Below are 20,473 nucleotides of genomic sequence, written 5' to 3' on the forward strand. Positions count from 1 at the left end.
CGCATCCCCTGGGGATGCGCTCACAACTCTTTTAGGATTGCTATATACTGCGGGTTCTTTTGGAGAGATTAGTTGCAGAGGCTCATCAAATTGCAGAGCTTATAAACGATTCTGGCTCCCACATTGCCGTCCCACTCAGCATTGCCAACCTCGACCACATCAAAGCCAATAATCTGCCGTCCGCTATGAACGACCTCTCGGAATAGGCAAAACGTTTGTTCCAGTTCTAGCCCACCGGGGACAGGAGTTCCTGTGGTGGGGCAGAGTTTTGGATCTAAGCCATCCACATCAAAGCTGATGTAAACCTGCTGGGGAAGCTCTGCCACGATCTGTTTGCAAAGCTCTAACCAGGAAATGCCGCCATACAGCTTTTGCTTCAGCATCGGATCGTAGTAAGCAGACACTCGACCATTTGACTGTTGGATTAACTTCACTTCGTCGTGAGATAGATCGCGAATGCCAACCTGCACTAGTTTGGAAAGTTGTGGCAGCTTGAGCGCGTTAAACATGATCGAAGCGTGGGAAAATTCAAACCCCTCATATGCTTCGCGTAGGTCAGCATGAGCATCGATGTGCAAGATGCCGAAATTGGGGTGGTGGTGGGCGATCGCCCTCAAATTTCCCAACGGCACACTGTGATCGCCACCAATCACCGCAACTCGTTTGCCTTGACTCATGGCCGTTTGTGACTGTTCAAACAACCATTGGTTAACAGCTTCGCTCTCCTGGTTAATAGTTTTTAGCAGTTCAACTAGTTCTGGACTGTCCTCAACCTGCTCGCCCTGCTCCATGTGCTGAATAATCCGGGTTGCATCCTGCCGCAATGCATCACTTTTTTGCTGAATTGACTGAGGAATCTCAGCCATAAAGATGCCTTGCTTCCAGCCATCCGGACTGTCAAAGTCAAACAAATCCAGTTGCCGAGATGCATTCAAGACAGCCTGCGGCCCAGCGGCCGTGCCTGCGCCATAAGAAACAGTAACTTCCCAGGGAACGCCAAACACGATGATGCTGGCTGAGTCGTAATCGAAGGGTAATCCCAACAAATTACCGTTATCAACGCCGATGCTACTAGGATCGTAGTTTTGTAGGATTTCTTCTTTAGTAATCATGGACAGGTTGGAGTTTCTAATGAGCTAAATCTAAGAACTTATTCCATTCTCTCTAATACTTCTGATTTAGGACGGTAAACGTGATGTACGATCGCCGTTCCCTTCATCAGCCGAGATTACTCACTTTTTGCGATCGCCCATTCCTCCGGCGTATTACAGTTAAACAACATTTGTACATTATCCAAAGTGAGTTCCTGAACGGATTGGTGAGTTAACCACTTTTGAAATGATCGCCCCCCACTTTCTACAAAGCTTGTCAATTCGGGTAAACAATTGCTGCGATAAAAGCCGCAGAGGGGTTCCCACCAGCCTTGGGGATTTTTAGGGAGAAGGGCGATTGCTTCCACAGATACATTCTCCAATTCCGCTATCCAATTCTGTAGAATTTCAAGTTTTAGATAGGGTAAATCGCAGGCTAGTAGCAGAACCCACTCGGTTTCTACATACGTCAAGGCTTGGGCAAAACCGACCAACGGTCCGTGTGGTTTGGCTTCTTCGGGTTTCCAGGTTTCTTGAATAAACTGACAGTTTGCTGGAAGAACTTCGCGATATCGTTCTATCCACGGAGTTACGACATAAACAGGGTTAGCATACTGTTGAGCAATTTGATACGTTCTTTGAATCAGCGGAATGCCGTCCAGTTCAAGCAGTGCTTTGTCTTGACCCATGCGAGAACTTTGTCCACCTGCCAGGGCGATCGCCGCTAAACTAACCATCGTTTATATTCATCCTGGAGTTGGGTTTGACTTTGACTCGCAGCGTTTCCATGTTGGAATACACTCAGGTTTGAGCGGAGCATATTCACATTATTTCAGTCTGCCTAACAGACTGATAACTTTTCCAAAAGGAATCGGGCTGCTTGATCCCGAAACTTAAGAGAAGATAGAAGGGTAGGTATTTTTTCGCATCGCGGGGAGGAAACCGCTCATGGTCGTACTAACCGATCGCACGCAGCGTAGGCTAACGATGCAAACGGCTGAAATTGCGCCAGAAACATTGACAATGCGATCGCTTGACTGGGATCGCGATCGCTTTGACATCGAGTTTGGCTTAAAAAACGGCACGACCTACAACTCGTTCTTGATTCGGGGTGAGCAAATTGCCCTGGTAGACACCTCCCACGCCAAGTTTCGGCAGCTTTACCTGGATTTGCTGAAAGAAACAATTAATCCAGCCGAAATTAATTACCTGATCATTAGCCACACGGAACCCGACCACAGCGGCTTGGTGCCCGACATTCTTGCGCTTGCACCCGACGTGACGGTGGTTGGCTCAAAGGTGGCGATTCAGTTCCTTGAAAATCTGGTGCATCAGCCCTTCAAGCAGCGGATTGTGAAGAATGGCGATCGCCTCGACTTGGGCAATGGGCATGAACTAGAGTTTGTGATTGCGCCCAACCTGCACTGGCCTGACACCATTTTTACCTACGACCACAAAACGCAAGTTCTCTTCACCTGCGATGCGTTTGGAATGCACTACTGCGACGATCGCACCTTTGATGAGGAGCTATCGGAAATTGAAGACGACTTTCGCTATTACTATGACTGCCTTATGGGTCCTAATGCCCGCTCGGTGCTGTCGGCGCTAAAGCGGATGGATCAGCTTGAAGCCGTTAACATCATTGCCACAGGACACGGGCCACTACTGCAACACAACGTGGCGGAATGGACGGGGCGCTACCGCCAGTGGAGCAAAGAGCAGGCGAAGTCTGACAAAACGGTGGCGGTGTTTTACGTATCCGATTATGGATATAGCGATCGCCTCTCTCAGTCGATTGCTAAGGGCATTACTAAAGCCGGAGTTGCGGTCGAAATGATGGATCTGAAGTCTGCCGATCCGCAAGAGCTACAGGAAATGGTTAGCCATGCTGCTGGATTGGTGATTAGTATGCCGCCTGCCTCCGGTGAAATTGCGACCTCAATCCAAGCTGCGCTCAGCACCGTTCTGGCTGCCGCTAAAGCAAAGCAGGCAGTCGGGCTATTTGAATCTTACGGAGGCGATGACGAACCTGTTGACCCACTGCTCAACCGCTTTCGGAACCTGGGCTTGGTTGAGGCATTTCCAGCAATTCGGGTAAAAGATGTTCCAGGTGAGTCACTTTATCAGCTTTGTGAAGAGGCGGGAGTTGACCTGGGGCAAGCGCTGACTCGCGATCGCACCGTCCAACAAATCAAATCGATTGACGCAGATCTAGAAAAAGCACTGGGACGAATCAGCAGCGGACTTTACATCATTACGGCTCAGAAAGGCGATCTGATGGGTGCAATGCTAGCGTCCTGGGTAATGCAAGCTAGCTTTAAGCCACTGGGCTTCACCATTGCTGTTGCTAAAGATCGAGCAATCGAATCTTTGATGCAGGTAGGCGATCGCTTCGTTCTCAACGTCTTAGAAGAAGGCAACCACGCTGGCTTGATGAAACACTTCCTCAAGCGATTTGCTCCTGGAGCCGATCGCTTTGCTGGAGTCAAAACCTATTCCGCCGAAAACGGCTCTCCCATTCTGGCAGATGCCCTCGCCTATCTAGAATGTGAAGTCACCAGCCGCATGGAGCAGAGTGACCACTGGGTTGTTTACAGCACAGCTAACGTCGGACGAGTTTCTAAAGCCGATGCCTTGACTGCGGTTCACCATCGCAAGCTTGGGAACTACTACTAAGGTGCTTTGGGCGGTTTTCAAGTAGTTTCGTCGTGGTACATCAAGCTGGAGGCGTTGGGTTCCGCTGCGCTTCACCCAACCTACTAAATTACGGATGGTAGAACTGTAGAACCGTAGGTTGGGTGGAGCAACGTGGAACCCAACGCTTTAAATTTGCTGCGTGACTACAACTCAAGAAGCGATTTATGTGCAAGGTTTAGGCTTTTGCCGCTTTAAGATGTCGAGAAAGGCAAAGACGGCCGGGGTGTGTAGCTCATTGGATAAGACGGCTACACCAATGATTCGCATCAGGGGAACGGGTAAGCTGTAAACCTGAATTCCGGTTGGGATGGGTTCTGCTGCTAAGCGGGGCAAAACGGTTGCTCCTAATCCTTGAGCGACCAGGTTGACGATGGTGGCGTCGGTTTCTACTTCGTAGGTGACTTTTAAGAAACAGTCAAATTGTTTAGCGTGAGCATATACCATCTGCATCATCACGTTATCCACGGGGGGCATGATCAGCGGAAATGTGGACAATTCTGCCCAGCTTAGCTGCTCTGCCTGAGCTTGAAAGGTAGGAGGAAACAGGGCCACAAATTCGTCGCGTAAGACTTCGCAGGTTTCCATGTCTTCGCTAGCGGGTAAAAAGGTAAAGCCGATGTCGGCTCTTCCTTCGCGCAGGGCTTGCTCGACGCGGGGGTAATCGTCGTGCTCGGTGAGGCTGACGGCGATCGCCGGAAAGCGTTGGTGAAATTGGGTAATCACCAGCGGCAAGATGTGAGTGGCGACGCTGCGAAAGGAAGCAATTCTCACTTGCCCGCCTTCTAGCCCTTTTGCCAGTTCTGCTTCTTTAGTAATTTCCTCGGACCGATGCACAATTTCACGGGCATGTTCGGCAATTCGCTGTCCGACGGAAGTGAGGCGAGCCCCGTGCCGCCCGCGCAAAAATAGCACCACGCCCAAGTGTTCTTCTAGGGTGGCGATCGCGTGACTCACTGCGGACTGAGACATTTCCAGTTGCAGGGCCGCTTCGCTAAAGTTTTCGCGATCGGCAACGGCAACTAAGATCCTGAGCTGAGACAGCTTCATCTGTCTTTGATGACTCTCTTTCATGATGCAACCTCAGCCCTTGCTTACTAAGCCTAAGCGAGATCTATCATTTGTTCTCAAAAGCTGAAGCTGCCAAATTGACATTACTCAAGGTAGATTTCCAGGATGCAAATCCTACTCAAGAAATCTTCCCTCAGAATTATGGCACTCCTCCCAAGACGCTGACACACTGATCAAGGTCAGCAGTTAAAGAAACTTAATCACTTTAATTGCTAGTAATTATATTTTGGCAAGCTTATATGGTTCAGACTTGGCTTTGGATAGGCGTAACGGGCATGGCAGTCGGAGCCGTTTTCTTTGGCTTTGGAGCGCATAACGCCCGAACAGAACGTTGGAAAATTCTATACACGCTCAATTTTTTCATTTGTCTCATCGCCAGTGTGCTTTATCTAGCAATGGCATTGGGGCAAGGGTTTAACGTGATACATGGTCGTCCTACTTTTTGGGTTCGCTATGTCACCTGGTTCCTATCAACGCCACTTTTGTTGCTTGATCTCACATTTTTAGGTCGAACCAGTTTACCGATTGCCGGAAGTTTGTTGGGAGCTAATGCACTCATGATTGCAACCGGATTGGTTGCTGCCCTCTCACCCGATCCGATCAATTACATCTGGTATTTAGTGAGTTGTGGTGCCTTTGTAGCTGTTTTTTATCTACTGGTGTCACCCTATCGCTTAGAAGCGGAGCAACAGCATCCTAGAAGCAAAAAAGCATTCCGCAAACTGCTCACGGTTCATCTGGTGTTGTGGACTGGATACCCAATTGTGTGGTTGCTTGCAGCAAGTGGTTTTGATGTTTTGACTCAAGGGTTAGAAACCATGTCCTATACCCTACTAGATTTGGTGGCAAAGGTTGGTTTTGGTATCCTTTCACTCAATACATTAGGACAATTAGAACGGGCGGGTGAAGTTGAAAAGGTGTTACAGACAGAGCTGTCTGCTCGATAGAAGCGATCGCCCTTTCCACCTAATTCACAGCACTTTCGGATAGGGAAACTTCTAGTAGATAAAACACTCATAGAACCAGGTTTAGCCACAACGTCATCAGACAAACGCAAAGACGCTGACAAAAACTGCCTATTGCCTGTGGTAGGGGCACGGCATTGCCGTGCCCCCTCGAAAATCATTCGTCAAATGTGTAAAGCCTGCAACGGCGAAGGGATCTTATAGGGGCGATCGCTCCGCTCAATTATCCAAATTAAGACACTGTCATCTCGGAAAAGTACTTTGAGCTCCCGGAAAAGGGTTCTGGGATCTCAGAACAGTGTCTTGGGATCTCGGAAAGAGATTCTGGGATCTCGGAAAGAGGTTCTGCCGTCCTGGAAAAGGGTTTTGTCGTGCCGGAAAGAGGTTTTGCCACGCCGAAATCCCTTTTCAACGTGCTGGGAAGAGGTTTCGTCTCATTCAGTGCAAAAGTGCCTCAAAAATGGGAACTATTAGCTCTTAACGATCAATAGCTGATCGCTTGCGGAAACTTTTTGCCTAGGGCCGTCAAGACTGGACAGGGCGTTTTATCTTCCAGGTTGTCGGGTTTGCTCCAGGTGAAGGGAGCTTTTTGAGCGGCGGACATCCACAGCAGGCGTTTGGCTCTAGTCATCGCTACATAGAGCAGGCGAAATTCTTCGGCGACTTTCAGGTATTCGGCGCGTTCCCAAGCGGCGGCGAGTCCGGGCATTGGATATTCTTCATGCACACGGGCGCGAATTTGCGCTCTGGCGACCTCTGGCAAACTAAAGTCGCCAATAAACTGTGCCTGGGGCGGAACTCTCAGGCTGCCAGGGATCAACTGCTCATGCAGGAAGGGGATAAACACAAAGTCCCAGTCCAATCCTTTGGCTTTGTGCATGGTGATGATGGTGAGTTGACCTTTGCGAGTGTAGCGCTCTTCACTATCGCCAATTTCAACGGGTTCAAATCGCTCGGAGTTAACGATTTCAATCAATACATCAATAGGGGAAAGTCCAGGATTGGTAGCTATGCGTTGGGAAATCTGCTCGCTCAGTTTGTCGGCGGTCGCCAGTTCGGTTTGCTCGTACTTCAACGTGAGCGCCAGGAAGGGAATTAGTTGATATTGGGGCAACTCTAGCCGCGCCCGTAGCAGTCCGGTGCAGTAGCGCTGTGCCTGAAGGACGGGGTCGGGCTGAAGCGGGTCGAGCGGTCCGGGGTAAAGGAACTGTTCGGGCAGACTGGTCAACAGGTTGAGATCCTGAGTAGGAATCAGCTTGCGATCGACCAAAACTTTGAGGGCAGCTTTGAGGTTGTCGGGCGAATGGGGGCGATCGAGAAACTGCATCAGTGCCAGGATCTCAGCGGGAATGTGAGACTGGCGATCGCGTTGTCCCACGTCGTAGACTTCGATTCCCAATTCCTTCAGATTCACCTTTAGCCCGTGCTGTTCTGGGTTTTGCAGCAGATCCGCGACAAATCGCCCCTGCCGGTTTTCCCGCACCAGAACCGCCGTGCGTCCATCGGGATGCTGAGCAAAAAGTTCTGCGACTCGTTGCCCAATTTGATCGACCGTCTCAAATACATCTTCTGGTATGACGATTTCTAGCCCCCGTCCAACGGGAGCAGGGTTTGCGTCTACCTGAGGATCGTCTGCCTCAACAGGATGAATTGCCTGAGAGCGGAATGGATTTTTGAAAGAAGCGATCGCCCCCTCTCCATCTGAGTCGCCGCTACTCCCTCTGCCATATCGACGATTGACCCAATCGAGCATGAAGTTTGCCGCATCCATAATGATGGCGGCGCTGCGTCCTGCCTGATCCATCTCTGCCAATCTGCCCTGAGCTTCACAGGTTTCGCAAAACTGCCGGAAGAACACAGGGTCAGCCGGAGTAAAGGTAGAGTTAATCGCCTGGTTCGGGTCACCCACGCGCACCAAATTGGCTGGTCGATTGCCATCGGGGTCAGACGCAAGGATTTCTAAGAGACGAGTTTGCAGCGGAGACGAGTCTTGCGCTTCGTCTTCGAATACAGCAAACACCTGCTGTTGCCAAAGCTGACGGGCATTGTCGTCTTCTAGCACTCGCAGCGCTGCCAAAATCATGTCGTCGTAGTCAATCAGTCCGCGATTTTTGAGAAGTAACTGATAGCGTTCATAAAGTCCAGCAGCGATCGCCAGCACATCATAGTTAACCTCATCTATATCCTGGTGCATCACTTCCTGACTTAACTGCCGCAAATCGGCAGGCAACAGTCCCGAACTCTTTGCCTCATGAATGACGGTAAGTGCAAGCTCAGGCAACACTTCTGTTCGCAATACCGACTGTCGCCTGAGCCGTTCGGTTTCTTCACCGTCAAACTGCCGCCCCTCTAGCAACCGCTGATAAAGCTGAGGGTTAGAGCTAATCCACTGCTCGACACAGGTACGAACCAAGCGATTGCTCTGATTGGGCAACACTAATGTCACGCGGTCAAGGCTCAGCCCAGACAGATCGGGATAACGAGTAGCGATGTTTAGCGCCAGTCCATGCAGGGTATAGACAACAAATCCGCTTGGTGTGAGTGAAAGCTCTCGCAAATATTGACGAATTTTGGCTTTAAGGTTGGCGACCGCAGAGCGAGTAAAGGTCACAACAACCAGTTGTCCGCTATTAGAATTGTCAGCTGGTGCAGTCGGTTGCATTCCCCGATAGCGTTTGGCGAGAAGAATGGCGGAGGCGATCGCCATCCCAGTTGATTTACCCGAACCTGGCACGGCTGACACCGCTAGCGCCCCGCTCTGCCAATCTGCCATTCGCTGTTGCCCTGGACGCAGGCGCGATCGAAGCTGTTGCAGCGTTTCTTCCCAGGTAGGAGTGGGGTTTTGCGGATTTGCTGAAGTCACCATGCTGCTGTTATGCCGTTAGTGCGTCTGATCTTCATCATATTCGGGGGATTGAGGGTTGAGGTTGAGGGCACATCTTTCTAAGCGATCCACAGCACTGCTACTGTGTGTCGGCGATCGCTTGCTCTAAGCAGAGGCATGAGGGCTTGAGTTCTAACGTCAAAATTTAAGCGAACATTCCGCAAATTTGTGAAGCGCAATACTGAGCTTCAGTAACGGATCGAAGACACTCTTTAGCAGATGGAAGCAGACGTATTTGATTCGAGCTTGGGTACTCATAAACTAAGTAGCAAACTTGATAGTCTTCAGTCTTGTTCTTGCGGCTATGACTGTCGTATCGTTTTCTCAATTGAGCAAAATATTGAATCCGAACCGGGCGTGGCATTCGGTCAGAAATCAACGGTGAATGGCGCAATGGATTTGCCGAATGCCGCGCCCCTACCCCATGCGTTATTTGCTGCTGCCCGTCATGCCAACGCAAATAGGCTGATACACGTATGATTAAACTGGCGTAAGGTTTTGATGTCCTGGCATGAAAGGATTGCGGTTTCAGATTCAGCAGTTAAGCCAGCGCTGCAACTGGCATTACGTCGGGCTGGCAGCAGTGCTGCTGCTGGGAGCAGTTTTACGATTTTGGCAGCTTGACGCGAAACCACTGTGGTTGGATGAAATCATCACGGCAATCTTTAGCCTTGGTCACAGGCAAGCCGATTTGCCGCTGGGTGTGGCGTTTTCAGTGTCGCAGCTCAAGCAGATTTTTACGCTCAATCCAGGGGTGAGCTGCGCTCAAATTGCCCAAACGGTGTCCACAGAATCAGTTCATCCGCCGCTGTTCTTCTGTTTGCTCTACCGCTGGATTAGCTGGCTCAACCCCAATTCGGAGAACTGGATTTGGGCATTGCGATCGCTCTCTGCCTCGATGGGAGTGGGGGCGATCGCCTCCATTTACTGGCTGAGTCGAGTTGCTTTCTCTAAGAGGGCAGGGCTGATGGCAGCAGCCGTAATGGCGGTTTCTCCCTTCGCTGTCTACTTGTCTCAAGAAGCTCGCCAATATACCCTGCCGATGTTGCTAATTTCGTTAGCGCTGGTAGGACTGGTGCAAATGCAGCAAGACCTGCATCCCGGTCGGCGGTTGCGCCCGGCGGTGTGGCTGGGCTGGGTGGCGGTGAATTCGTTAGGGCTCTACATCCACTACTTTTTTGCCCTGGTGCTGGTGGCTCAAGTCATGGCGCTGGGCGGCTGGATGCTATGGCAGCGGCGCAGCATTGCGCCTCGCGGCTGGATGGCATTGGGGTTGGCGATCTCGGGCATTACTTTAAGCTACTTGCCCTGGCTCACCGTCCTGCTAGGGCACATCAGTCGTCCTGAAACTACCTGGCTCAGTTCTCGGGAAATCGATTGGGAAAGCCGAATTGCGCCGATTTATCAGGCGATCGCCGGATGGGTCGTGATGGTGATTACCCTCCCGGTCGAAGACCAGCAAGAGTACATTGTGATTCTCTCAGCCACACTGATGCTGATTTTTGGGGCGTGGCTGGTGTGGCAAGTGAGCCGAGGCTTGAGAAAAGCCTGGAGTCGGCTTGAGATTCGCCCATCGCTGTTGTTGCTGACAGGTTTTGTCCTCAGCGTTTTGGTTCAGTTCTTTGCGATCGTCTATATTCTCAACAAAGACATTACCGTTGTGCCTCGCTACAACTTTGTCTATTACCCAGGCGTTTGTGCGCTGCTGGGCGTGGCGCTGGTGCATCTGCCTGTTCGCAAAGTCGTTCTGCCTTTCTTACTGGTCGGCATCCTCAGCAGTGTGCTTGTTGTGAATAACCTGGCATTTCACAAAGCCTACTACCCCAGCCGCATTGCCAGAGATATGTATGTTGACCCAGAAACACCGCTGATGCTGGTGGGCAGCTATACCTCAATTCAGGAAATTGCCCTGGGGCTAAGCTTTGGGCTGGAACTGAGCGAATACTTCCCCGATCGCCCCGATGAATCTTTGGGCTTTGCTTTTATCGATCGCACGGATGGATTTGAGCAGGCATGGAGGCAACTTTCGCGGGTCACTCCTGATTTTCCGTTGCCGCTCAACCTGTGGGTGATTGCTGCACCGGGAATGAAAACCAGGGATTATCCCCCGAGGCTCCAGATTACTCATGCTGGAGAGGGCGATCGCCCCTCTAGAGTCTTCTGCACCCTTGACCCTGAGGAGTTTGGGAGAATTGGATTCCCCTACCAGTTTTATCGATGTCGGTAAGGAAGATGTTTAAGCAGGTGTAGGTTGGGTGAAACAGCGTGAAACCCAACGCTTATATAGATGTTGTTGGGTTCCGCTTTGCTTCACCCAACCTACTGGCTACTGGCTTACACGGACACTTGCCCCTTCTCAAAATTCTTCAAGAAGGGACAGCACTTACTCATCCACCTGCCACGGATCTTTAGTGAAGTCCTCATCCAAAATCTTTTTCGGACGAACAATTACAATCACCCGCCCCAACAGTGGCACTTCTGGTGTTTCCTCAAACCACTGAATCTGCAACTGCCCAGCCTGGTCGATGATGAAAAAGTTGTCTGGATTCCACTGTCGCTGGGCACGATCGATCACGACTAAGACCTGTTCGCGCTTTCCTTCCAGCGGTTCAGGAAACTGGTCAGTATCTGCTAGCAGCACTACCGGGTCTTCTGCCCCCAGCACCACCTGCCATCCCGGAACGGGCACCCACGCTCCTGTTCCTGAAAAACGCACCAGCCCAAACGGAGCCTCTTCCTCGATCAGTGGGACGGCTTGCAGGTCAGCCGTCGTTAGGGGAAGCTTACCTGCAACGGGTAAAACCCTTGCCAGTTCTTCTTCTGAGTCGAGCCGATAAAGCGGCAGACGGGGTGCAGGACGCTTACGAGTAACAGTGAAATCGGTCAACAGTTTCTCGGCTTGTTGGCGGGCTGACTCACTCTGAGCAAACCGCAATGCCAGAGCAATCAGGCGCGATCGCAACTGCAAGTCTGACTGCTGCCGTGCTAGTCGCCAGTAGTGCAGCGCCACTGCATCACTGGGATATTCCGAAAATTCTTCAGGTGGAGTCGCGAGTCGTGAAAAGTCTTTGAGCGCTTTGGCTACCTCACGAGCACCTTCAGAGTCGATGCCTTTTTCAACGACCAGTTCTGCTGCTGCTGCTCGTTCTGGCTGAGTCAAGATGCGAAATTCGTAAAGCGTATCGCTGCCTGTGCGCTCAAACCGCGATCGCACCTGCTCTGACACTCCGCTGCTCACAATTGAGCTGTAAACCTGTGAGGCAACGGTAATTTGATTCTGGTGAACTGGCTCAAATCCGGTTTCCTCAAAAATTTGCTGAGGGCTATAGCCAGCCTTTTGAAGCTGCTGACAGGCTTGCCCCCAGGCAACCCAATTTTCCTGCTTGCGGCGCAGAAGAAGGATTAAGTCTTCGATCTGGCGATCGCCCGACGCAGCATCAGGCTGCTCAGAATTGACTTGTTCAGGATTGGACTCAGATGATTCGGTCATAACAAACGACGGTGCTCTGGTCTATTGGAACCACACAGCAAATGTACCGCGATTCTAGGTCAAAGCGATCGCGCTGCAAACCAAGCTTGCAAATCAGCCAACTCGCTAAAATCTAGCAGCGCTTCACTCAACTCTTCTAAAACGGGGAGCGGCAAATCAGAAATAGTGGAACGAACCTCTTGGGGAAGTGACCCAAATCGTTTAGTCAACAGTCGAACTATCAGGTTGATAGTTGCTTCTTCACGTCCCTCTTCACGTCCTTCTTCACGTCCTTCTTCTTTAATTTCTCGATAAACTCTTGTCTCCTTCAGGCTGATATCCAGCATTGCCTCTACCTCCCCACGACTCAAGCGTTCAAAACGGTACACCATGATCGTTGTGATTATTTCTATTATGGGCTGTCTGGTTAGACGAGGGTACTTCCTGCCAAGTTCTATCTAATAAATATCGAGCTGTCTCTGGAGCCTGCTCTTCATCTACCGTGGTCAACACCATCAGTGCTACCCAGAGAGGAAGTTGTTGAATGTCTCCCAACTCGTCTAGATACACCCGATGCACCTGATCGCCATTCAGCAATGATCGATAAGGGTAATTCTCTCTTTGTTCAACTCGACGCGAAGGATAAATAATTACAGTTTGCCAGTCGCTAAATCGGGCGCGGTTGCGGTAACAGTACAGCAGAGATTCGGCGAATACCCTTTCGTAAAGCTGCTCATCTTTCTGAAACTGCACCTCACAAAAATAGATAACTCCATTCCCTTCCTCTTCGGGAGGTAGAAATATGCCATCGATTTCAAACTTTGGTTCTTTGATTGCGACCGAATCAAAGCGATACTGCGCTGCGTTGGCAGGAGGATTAGTCAAAAGTTCAAATAGGAGTGTTGGGGATTGCTGAAATAGTTTGTAGAAGATTGAGTCACGACGCGTGACTGTTTTCTGAAGGGTTAGCTGAATTCTTCGTTTCGTCAAAACGACTGGTAACTTGCGACGGCAAAAGCAAGAGGCAGAGCTTAGCTCTGCCTCTTGCCAAATCTTATCTTGTATCGCCACAGCTACAGCAACCGCTACAAAGCTGCATAACGCTCTAGCCACTGTTGATATTCGTGCTGAAGCTTAGGATCGCTAAGGAGCAAGGTGATCTGTACTTTCTCGCACCCAGAGTGAGATTGGTCGGCGATCGCCTGCAAAAACTGGCTAGCTGCTCTCACCGAAGTAAACTCACCGCTGAGTACAGATGGCACACTCGCGTGGGCAGCTTCCCTAATCTCCACGCTATCGTGTGTTTCACCCAGATCAATTGAGGCAAGCTGTTTGGCTTCTGTGCCAACTTGCTCAACAATTAGCTTTTCGCGTCGAACAGGAACTTCAACAATTCGAGTCTCGATTTCTTTACGAACAATGACTTCACCGAGCTTGCGTTTTTCACGATTGACGGTCAATTGCTCTTCTAGGAGGCGAACTGTTTCTGTTGCTCCGCCTTGCCCATTTGGTTCAGGTGTGACGAAGCTGTTAGTTTTGTTACCGTAAGCAGGATCGTAGGCTGGCAAACTGGCAACTTGAGCAGAACTGAGTCCATTAAGATATAGCTTGCCCGCATTTGAGTCGACCCGAAATCGCTCTATTGGTAAAAGAACCTGCTTGGGGGCGATCGCAGAATCTAACTCAACGACTAGATAACGAAGATGTCCTGCTTCGTCCGCCAACCCATCAATGACTCTGCCAACTAACTCATCTCGGTCAGTGCAAACGACAAACTGGTGAATATCATGATTGCCAAAAGCTTCACGATAGCGAGGATCAAAGTTATCAAGTCTTGAAAGTACCATATTGTTCTCCAGGGTGTCAGGTGGAACCACTCCTGGTTCCACCTGCATTAGTTCAGGTTCGAAGCTTGCTAGAGTTGTCTCTAGAGACGTTCATCAGATAGCGGGTCAAGTCTTTTATCCACATTTGGATGTCCTGTCGTAGTTACGTCCAGTTTTTCTCGACGAATTTGCTCTTCCGCATCAACAGTTTCCCGATTTACTTCTTTCCTGAGATTCACTTCTTCCCGTACTACAGCTTCTTTGTGTACATCAGGAGTTTCTTCGTAAACTTCTACCCTGGCAACCTCACCTTCTCGGAAAGCATCTTCTCCAGGTGTTACTACGGTTCCTGCGTCAGTTGGAACTGTTCCTTGAATGATGACACGCTCTTTCTCAATAGGAACTGTTGCCGTCGCAACTTCAGTTTCAACTCGCTTGCTAACGGCAACCTCTCCTACTTTTTGACGAGTTTTATCAGCAACCAGACGCTCTTCATAAAGCCTGAGTTCTTTATGGTTTTGCTCATCCAGGTTATAAAGTGCCGCATCTTGTTGATAGCTATAACTATTACGGTCATAGCCTGAAGCTGCCACATCGGCTGAACTAACGGCTGTACCCGTTGTAGAAGCCGTTGGACGGTAAACGTTTCTGACGTTCTCCTCATAGTCAGAATCGACTAAGTCAGACTCGTTGTATTCTGGGAGATTCTCAACCTGAGCCCGAGTGAGGTTGTCTGCATAAACTCGATTCTCATTGAAAGCAATCCGAGTACGACCGACGGGCAACAGTACTTTCTTGCCAGCAACCCAAAAGCCAGTATTGATCACAAGATAACGAAATCGTCCCTCATCATCTACTAGCAAATTGTCTATGGAACCAACTTTTTCACTGCCGCTGTAGAGATCAAAATCTAGAATATCTTGCTTGTTAAATGAGTCTCGATAATTGGGATCAAAATCTTTAATCTTATGGAGTGCCATATTTTCGTCTCCTTGTTCAGTTCTAAGTCAAAGTTAAAAAAGCCTGTAGTTCACCTCATCCATCTGTTGGCTGAGTTGTTTGTGACTAGCCAAGTTGTTGTGAGGAATGGCGGTTGTGTTGAATACAGGTATGTTTGGCAGTTGGGGCGTTTTATGAAATGCCCCAATTCATCTCTCTTGTTGCTCAAGCTACTCGTTATTAAATAGCCAAGTTTTGCAGGATGCGATCAATGTTTTCTGCCTCTCTTGTGCGTCCTTCGGATTGACAGATTATTCTCGATTGCTCGATGTGAGTAATACCTTGCTCTGTCAGACCGTACTTACACAAAACAACACCTAAGTTGTAGTGTGCTTCTGCATAGTTGGGGTCTTGTGCAACGACAGACTGGAAGGCGGCGATCGCCCCTGCCAAATCACCCTGTTTACCTAATGCAATTCCCAGGTCATATTGTTCCTCGGCCGATATTAAACTAGAATCTGTGTCGGTTGATGAATAGGCTGTATCGGATGCATATCCTGGCGAGGACATGGATTCAGTTGCATATCCTGTTGAGGACATGGATTCATAGTTTGGGGACTGGTCTTCGATGTAAGCTGAGCCAGAGTTAATGGGCTCCGGTGAATAAACATCATCCGCAATATATCCTGATGAGCTCTCAGTGTAATAGCCCGTAGAGCTATCTGCGTAGCCTGAAGAGACGTTCATGGTGTCAGCAGCACTACTCATCAAAGCTGAGTCATCAACATAAGATGTATCTTCAACGTAGGCTGAAGTTGCATCAAGATTGCCTGCTGAGTAGATGTCGTCTGCAGTTGAGGTGGGTGCAATATCAGCCTCTTGCATCACCGTTTGATCGTCAATGTAGGTACTACCAAGGCTGCTGGATGTGTAAGCAGTCTCAGCAGTGTATCCAGATGTATATGCCGGAGAATCTATTTCGGGTGCAGAGAGACTTTGCTGCGGAGTAAAATTTTGTGCATTAAAGTCTGCATTGCTAGAGCTAGGGTTGCTGTCAGCACTAGAAGTTGCGTCATCAACTTTAGTTTTGAGGGTGTTAATAGCTTTGGCTGCACTCGGGTTGATGGTGCTGGCTTTGCTTTTTGCTTGGTCTAAGGCACCCATCACGGAAGGCTTAATTTCCTGAGCCTTCTCTTTTGCTGTTTCTACTGCGTTGTCTACAGCGTGGCTAATTTCTTCCCCTTTCTCATTGCTGATTGCGGCTCCAGCAACTCCACCTACTACGGCACCAATGGCTGCGCCTAATCTTCCAGCTACCATGTTGCCAAGGACTGCTCCAGCTAAACCGCCGCTCACAGCCCCGATTCCAACAGATGTTGGGTGGTCAATTGGTAAGTCAACACTGGGTTCAGCAGCTTCGTTGTGCTGAGCCATAATGCGATCGCTATCTGTCATCTGATTTATCCCCCGTTTACTTAAAGCGGCATAAAGCCTGGTTTGTTAAAGCCTTATGGCCAAATTTAACAACCCAAGCAAAGCCTTACACTTGGCTAGAGGGGGACATTGCCAATCTGGAGATCAGCCTATAGTTGTAATAATTGCCGAGTAGGAAGACAAACGCTTTCTACACTGGATATTGAAGCCTCTACCTCAGCTTATTCAGATACTTCTCCGGCTGTTGGCTGTGAGTTTTGTTGAGCCTCGTTATTTCCAGTGTTTGTCATTTCACTGTAGACATTAAGCAACACTGCTAGAGTTAAGACCCCGCCGATCGCGGCCGCGACACCTCCTAAGTTAAAGGCAACTGATTCCACAGGATTTCCAGCGTTTCTTTGATCCTTAGACATGGCAATGGGGCAAATGAAAGACTGCTAACCCCGTTTTCATGCAGCAAAACTTTTTCCCGCCAAATTCTTATCAAGTTGCTGTAATAGTTTGTGAAGAAGAATTTAAGTTTGCTAGAACTCCAATGGAGCGATCGCTTGATAGCCACGGATATATCAGATTAAAAACTTTTTGGGTTAAGAACTTCGGATAAATATCCTGTACTTAGACAGATGCCAATTTCAGCCCGTTCTACTGAAATTGAAGGGATAGACAAAAAATCTTAGATGTTGGATGAGGATGGTGCCCATGAATGAGAAAGTTAAAGAAACAAAAGTGACTCGTGAGGAATACGAAGATCAAAACGTAGGTGAAGATCCGGAAGTGGATCAATCCCCTGCTGAAGTTGTGACTGACCCTAGCAAGATTACAGGTGAAACAGAGGAAGACAATCCTACGGATGCAAGCGATATGCCGACAGAAAGCTCTCCTGCAGACGCACCTGGAGTCAAGTTGGATAAACCCATCAACAGTAAATAATTGGAAGGGTTCTAGACACAGCCCAAGCCTTTTGTGCGAATCAGCTTTACAAAGGTTTAGTATCAGTCATGCGTTTTTCAGGGGAGTTAACCCTGAGTAGAGGTGAACTGGTGTTTGCCTTTGAGGGACTTACAGCAATTTCTACTTGTATAAATCACAAACCTTTGTAGGGGCGGTTCGCGAACCGCCCCTACGCTATAGCTCACCCATTTAGAAATGGCTGTGTGTTTCATACAAGTGAAAATTGCTGTGGGTTAAAACCAGAGAAGGGAAGCAAAGAGTTTTGCTTCCCTTCTCTGGTTTTAGCTTGTATGGACACGGTCACAAAGAAATCAGGAGTCCGTCAAAGTCTATGACACTCTAGGAACTGGTGAGGATGTTGAGCACCTAAATTCTTGGTGTGCGATAAATAAGGACGAGCTGTGAGAAATTATGTAGCAGGTACTACATAGTTGCATTGGCTTTGTAAGGCGAAGGGTTGGAGAGATGTGAAGTCTCTTTTTACCTAGGTTTAAGCCTTACATTAATCTTGCTTCATCCTACCTCGCTTTGTCAGGAGTTCTTTCAGTGAAACGGTTGGTTTTGCCGCTAGCTATCGGTTTAGTCGGAGTACTTTCTTGCGTCGAAACTGCGTCTGCGACCCAGCAGGCTTTAGGAGAGGCATTGCAAGATGCATCGATCGCTCAGGTGATGAGTGATTCTGCAAACGATTCAGGTATTGCGGTTGATCGGTCCTGGCAACTAATCGAGACGGGACAGCGGTATGCAGCAACGGGGCTGCGTGAACAGGCGATCGGCGTGTTGCTCGAAGCTGAGCAAGCAGCCAGAAGCGTCACAGACCCAGTGACGCAAGATCAGCTTTTAGTCAGGATTGTGGCAGAGCAGGCAAAGCTAGGCAATGCTGATTTGGCGATCGCCATCACTTCCACAATGGGCTACGAAACCTATGCCCCTGAATATTGCTGCATTCCCCTCAGAACAGAAGCGGAGAGGGCGATCGCCCAAGCCTATCTAGGTGCTGGGCAAGTTGAGCAGGCAGTCCAGTTTGCCCAAAGCATCGAGTCGGCGGATTCAAAGTATCAGGTTTTAACTGGGGTGATTAATGAGTTAGCCAGTCAGGAACGCTTTGACCAGGCGATCGCCCTTACAAATAGCATCGTGGATGATACCTATCAAAAAGTGTCAGCTCAACATACTGTTGTCAGAGCCTACGCTCGGGCTAATCGCTACGACGAAGGACTTGCATTTACCAACACGATTCCCCAAGAGAACAATGAGCGATCGACCGCTCAATATACGCTGGCGCAAATGGCTATCCGCAATGGGCAGTACGACCAGGCGCGTCAGATTGCCCAACAGCTTACAGACGTTAGCTCTAAAATTCAGGCTTTTACCGAGATTGCGTTTGCTTATGCAGGCATTGGTGAGTCACAGCAAGCCGTTGAGCTTATTTCTCAAGCTTATGAGTTGGCTCAAGCCAATGCCCAGATACAGCTTTATTCACAATGGGTATATAACTTTGCTCAGGTTGGGGCGTTTGATCGGGCTTTGCAAGTTGCCAATAGTGCGGAGAATGAGTACGACCAAGCTGATTCTAAAATCAGCCTTGCCCGGGCTTACCTGAACAATGGGGAGTATGAGCGTGCATTTGAGATTGCTCAAACAGTTCAAGATGGCGAGTTGCAGCCGTTTGCAGATATTCCAGATCCAAAAGTTGAGATCTTTAATCAAATAGTCGAGCGATCGCTTGCTATCGAGCAAGATGGTTTCGCGTTGCGGGTTGCTCGAACCTATGGCGGCCCTGTCAATCAGACGAGAGCGCTGCGATTAATTGCTCAACACTATACGAAAACAAATCAGCCTGAGTCTACCGTCGCAGTTTTGGCGGAAGCGCTGGAAGTTGCTAAAACGATTGATTCAATTCCTGTTGCGATCGACCGCAACACGGTTTACAACACGCCGAATTCTAGTTTGCTACTTGATATTGCCACCGATTATGCTCGTCTAGGCGAAACGGAGCAAGCGATCGCAACGGTTGATTTAGCCTTGCAATCCGTCCAAACCTATAATTACGCAACCAGCGGCTACTACAGCAGTATTGCAGGATTAAGAACTTCGGCGTTAACTGCGATCGCTGCCGCTTATGCAGACCTAGAACAGGACCGTCAGGCAGTTGAGACATTAAGTGCGGCTGTTTCTACGGCTGCAACTATTGAAAATACAGCTTTACGAGTTCGGGAATTAAGTCAAATTGCCAAGACGTATGGTGCAGCAGGTCAGGAAGATCGGGTTCGCGAGACTTTGACAGAAGCCTTGCAACTGAGTGAAAGCATTGCAGACACTCAGCAAAAACTTGGGCTATGGAATGCGATCGCCGAAGCCTACGCCGCAACGGAGCAACAGGCAACTAGAGAACTGATCAACACCGCCCTACAAACCATTCAAACATTAGATGAAAGTCAACAAGACGGACTGATTGGGCAGTTGGCGATCGCAGTTGCTTCATCCACTTCACCGACGCTCTCCTTGGAACTGGTTAACCGGATTTCTGATCCCATTGTGAAAACCACAATTCTGGTTGAGATTGGAGCAAAATATGCAGCCACCAACCCCCAACCTCAAGCTGAAGTTATTGCTGCAATTGTGCAAGCGGCTGACAGCATCCCCGACAGAAATCAGCGCAATAATCTTTTGAACGACCTGATCCGCAACCAGTATGCGCCTTCTTGGTCTGGAAGCAGCCTTTGGCAGTACGATTTTGCATCTCAACTCAATACCATGCTGCAAGCGCCTAACTTAAAAGCTTACAACTGGGCGTTGATTGCTTGGGGCTATGCCAATTATGGGCAATCAGAACGGGCGAGTGAAGTGCTAGAGAGGGGACTTGAACTGGCTGATGCGATTGCCGACCCCATTGAACAAGAGGAAATGCATTGGCAAATGCTGAATGATGCGATCGGACTGCGGCATTACGACCTGGCAACACAAGTTGCCAATAGACTAAAGCAACCTGCTCAGCAAGCTGCGGCTCTTCGTCAAATTTCTCACCTTCAGTAACCCTCTTTCATCACTCTAGGCGGAGTAAAATAAGAGTGAGTTTCTCCAAAGTTAGATAGGGCAATGGTTACACCCCGCCAAGCCGTTAGTACAGTCACGTTCATCGACAACTA

Annotated in this window: 16 protein-coding genes and 1 pseudogene; 6 read left to right on the top strand and 11 right to left on the bottom strand. The window is 49.3% G+C overall.

Annotation, left to right across the window (positions count from 1 at the left end; all coding sequences use genetic code 11):
• Positions 1–68: 68 nt before the first annotated feature.
• Both H6G00_RS04590 and H6G00_RS04595 read right to left on the bottom strand, forming a co-directional pair.
• Positions 69–1,112, bottom strand: coding sequence for an agmatinase family protein (locus H6G00_RS04590; RefSeq protein WP_190795818.1), 1,044 nt, complete (start codon positions 1,110–1,112; stop codon positions 69–71).
• A 116-nt stretch (positions 1,113–1,228) separates the two neighbouring features.
• Entirely contained in the window at positions 1,229–1,828 is a 600-nt protein-coding gene (locus tag H6G00_RS04595) for a molybdenum cofactor guanylyltransferase (protein WP_190795819.1), read from the bottom strand.
• A 211-nt stretch (positions 1,829–2,039) separates the two neighbouring features.
• Between H6G00_RS04595 and H6G00_RS04600 the strand changes: the two genes are divergently transcribed.
• A complete protein-coding gene (locus H6G00_RS04600) occupies positions 2,040–3,767 on the top strand; it encodes a diflavin flavoprotein (RefSeq protein ID WP_190795820.1) in 1,728 nt (575 codons plus the stop codon).
• Between the two features lie 183 nt (positions 3,768–3,950).
• Here H6G00_RS04600 and H6G00_RS04605 read toward each other — a convergent pair whose 3' ends face one another.
• Positions 3,951–4,859, bottom strand: a complete 909-nt coding sequence (locus H6G00_RS04605) for a LysR family transcriptional regulator (protein ID WP_190795821.1) — start codon at positions 4,857–4,859, stop codon at positions 3,951–3,953.
• A gap of 236 nt (positions 4,860–5,095) precedes the next feature.
• Between H6G00_RS04605 and H6G00_RS04610 the strand changes: the two genes are divergently transcribed.
• Positions 5,096–5,803, top strand: a complete 708-nt coding sequence (locus H6G00_RS04610; protein ID WP_190795822.1) for a microbial rhodopsin family protein — start codon at positions 5,096–5,098, stop codon at positions 5,801–5,803.
• A gap of 502 nt (positions 5,804–6,305) precedes the next feature.
• Here the strand turns inward: H6G00_RS04610 and H6G00_RS04615 are convergent.
• Entirely contained in the window at positions 6,306–8,687 is a 2,382-nt protein-coding gene (locus H6G00_RS04615; RefSeq protein WP_190795823.1) for an ATP-dependent helicase, read from the bottom strand.
• Between the two features lie 186 nt (positions 8,688–8,873).
• Between H6G00_RS04615 and H6G00_RS36545 the strand changes: the two are divergent.
• Both H6G00_RS36545 and H6G00_RS04625 read left to right on the top strand, forming a co-directional pair.
• Positions 8,874–9,053 (top strand): annotated as a pseudogene (locus H6G00_RS36545) (type II toxin-antitoxin system mRNA interferase toxin, RelE/StbE family); the annotation flags it as partial.
• A 163-nt stretch (positions 9,054–9,216) separates the two neighbouring features.
• A complete protein-coding gene (locus H6G00_RS04625; RefSeq protein WP_190795824.1) occupies positions 9,217–10,932 on the top strand; it encodes a glycosyltransferase family 39 protein in 1,716 nt (571 codons plus the stop codon).
• A 156-nt stretch (positions 10,933–11,088) separates the two neighbouring features.
• Here H6G00_RS04625 and H6G00_RS04630 read toward each other — a convergent pair whose 3' ends face one another.
• The 7 genes from H6G00_RS04630 to H6G00_RS04655 form a co-directional block, all read right to left on the bottom strand.
• The gene (locus H6G00_RS04630; protein ID WP_190795825.1) at positions 11,089–12,195 is read right to left on the bottom strand and encodes a RuBisCO accumulation factor 1; all 1,107 of its coding nucleotides are present in this window, start codon (positions 12,193–12,195) and stop codon (positions 11,089–11,091) included.
• A 59-nt stretch (positions 12,196–12,254) separates the two neighbouring features.
• Positions 12,255–12,566, bottom strand: a complete 312-nt coding sequence (locus H6G00_RS35190) for a DUF4351 domain-containing protein (RefSeq protein ID WP_242042132.1) — start codon at positions 12,564–12,566, stop codon at positions 12,255–12,257.
• Positions 12,550–13,287, bottom strand: a complete 738-nt coding sequence (locus tag H6G00_RS35195; protein WP_347278150.1) for an Rpn family recombination-promoting nuclease/putative transposase — start codon at positions 13,285–13,287, stop codon at positions 12,550–12,552. The genes H6G00_RS35190 and H6G00_RS35195 overlap by 17 nt, the downstream gene beginning before the upstream one ends.
• Positions 13,260–14,021 (bottom strand): DUF2382 domain-containing protein, encoded by a 762-nt coding sequence (locus H6G00_RS04640; RefSeq protein ID WP_190795826.1) that lies wholly within the window; start codon positions 14,019–14,021, stop codon positions 13,260–13,262. The genes H6G00_RS35195 and H6G00_RS04640 overlap by 28 nt, the downstream gene beginning before the upstream one ends.
• Positions 14,022–14,101: 80 nt before the next feature.
• Complete coding sequence (locus H6G00_RS04645) at positions 14,102–14,980, bottom strand: DUF2382 domain-containing protein (protein WP_190795827.1); 879 nt, start codon at positions 14,978–14,980, stop codon at positions 14,102–14,104.
• A 199-nt stretch (positions 14,981–15,179) separates the two neighbouring features.
• A complete protein-coding gene (locus H6G00_RS04650; RefSeq protein ID WP_190795828.1) occupies positions 15,180–16,394 on the bottom strand; it encodes a tetratricopeptide repeat protein in 1,215 nt (404 codons plus the stop codon).
• Positions 16,395–16,594: 200 nt separating this feature from the next.
• Entirely contained in the window at positions 16,595–16,786 is a 192-nt protein-coding gene (locus H6G00_RS04655; protein ID WP_190795829.1) for a hypothetical protein, read from the bottom strand.
• Positions 16,787–17,072: 286 nt separating this feature from the next.
• On the opposite strand from H6G00_RS04655, the gene H6G00_RS04660 reads away from it, so the two are divergent.
• Complete coding sequence (locus H6G00_RS04660) at positions 17,073–17,303, top strand: hypothetical protein (protein ID WP_190795830.1); 231 nt, start codon at positions 17,073–17,075, stop codon at positions 17,301–17,303.
• Positions 17,304–17,870: 567 nt separating this feature from the next.
• Positions 17,871–20,360, top strand: a complete 2,490-nt coding sequence (locus H6G00_RS04665) for a hypothetical protein (protein WP_190795831.1) — start codon at positions 17,871–17,873, stop codon at positions 20,358–20,360.
• Positions 20,361–20,473: the final 113 nt, after the last annotated feature.

This window comes from Leptolyngbya sp. FACHB-541, from assembly GCF_014695875.1.
GTDB lineage: Bacteria > Cyanobacteriota > Cyanobacteriia > Elainellales > Elainellaceae > JAAUTN01.

Coding starts and splice junctions, on each gene's coding strand:
- H6G00_RS04590 (WP_190795818.1), bottom strand. CDS start 1,112: ATGATTACTAAAGAAGAAATCCTACAAAACTACGATCCTAGTAGCATC.
- H6G00_RS04595 (WP_190795819.1), bottom strand. CDS start 1,828: ATGGTTAGTTTAGCGGCGATCGCCCTGGCAGGTGGACAAAGTTCTCGC.
- H6G00_RS04600 (WP_190795820.1), top strand. CDS start 2,040: ATGGTCGTACTAACCGATCGCACGCAGCGTAGGCTAACGATGCAAACG.
- H6G00_RS04605 (WP_190795821.1), bottom strand. CDS start 4,859: ATGAAAGAGAGTCATCAAAGACAGATGAAGCTGTCTCAGCTCAGGATC.
- H6G00_RS04610 (WP_190795822.1), top strand. CDS start 5,096: ATGGTTCAGACTTGGCTTTGGATAGGCGTAACGGGCATGGCAGTCGGA.
- H6G00_RS04615 (WP_190795823.1), bottom strand. CDS start 8,687: ATGGTGACTTCAGCAAATCCGCAAAACCCCACTCCTACCTGGGAAGAA.
- H6G00_RS04625 (WP_190795824.1), top strand. CDS start 9,217: ATGAAAGGATTGCGGTTTCAGATTCAGCAGTTAAGCCAGCGCTGCAAC.
- H6G00_RS04630 (WP_190795825.1), bottom strand. CDS start 12,195: ATGACCGAATCATCTGAGTCCAATCCTGAACAAGTCAATTCTGAGCAG.
- H6G00_RS35190 (WP_242042132.1), bottom strand. CDS start 12,566: ATGGTGTACCGTTTTGAACGCTTGAGTCGTGGGGAGGTAGAGGCAATG.
- H6G00_RS04640 (WP_190795826.1), bottom strand. CDS start 14,021: ATGGTACTTTCAAGACTTGATAACTTTGATCCTCGCTATCGTGAAGCT.
- H6G00_RS04645 (WP_190795827.1), bottom strand. CDS start 14,980: ATGGCACTCCATAAGATTAAAGATTTTGATCCCAATTATCGAGACTCA.
- H6G00_RS04650 (WP_190795828.1), bottom strand. CDS start 16,394: ATGACAGATAGCGATCGCATTATGGCTCAGCACAACGAAGCTGCTGAA.
- H6G00_RS04655 (WP_190795829.1), bottom strand. CDS start 16,786: ATGTCTAAGGATCAAAGAAACGCTGGAAATCCTGTGGAATCAGTTGCC.
- H6G00_RS04660 (WP_190795830.1), top strand. CDS start 17,073: ATGAATGAGAAAGTTAAAGAAACAAAAGTGACTCGTGAGGAATACGAA.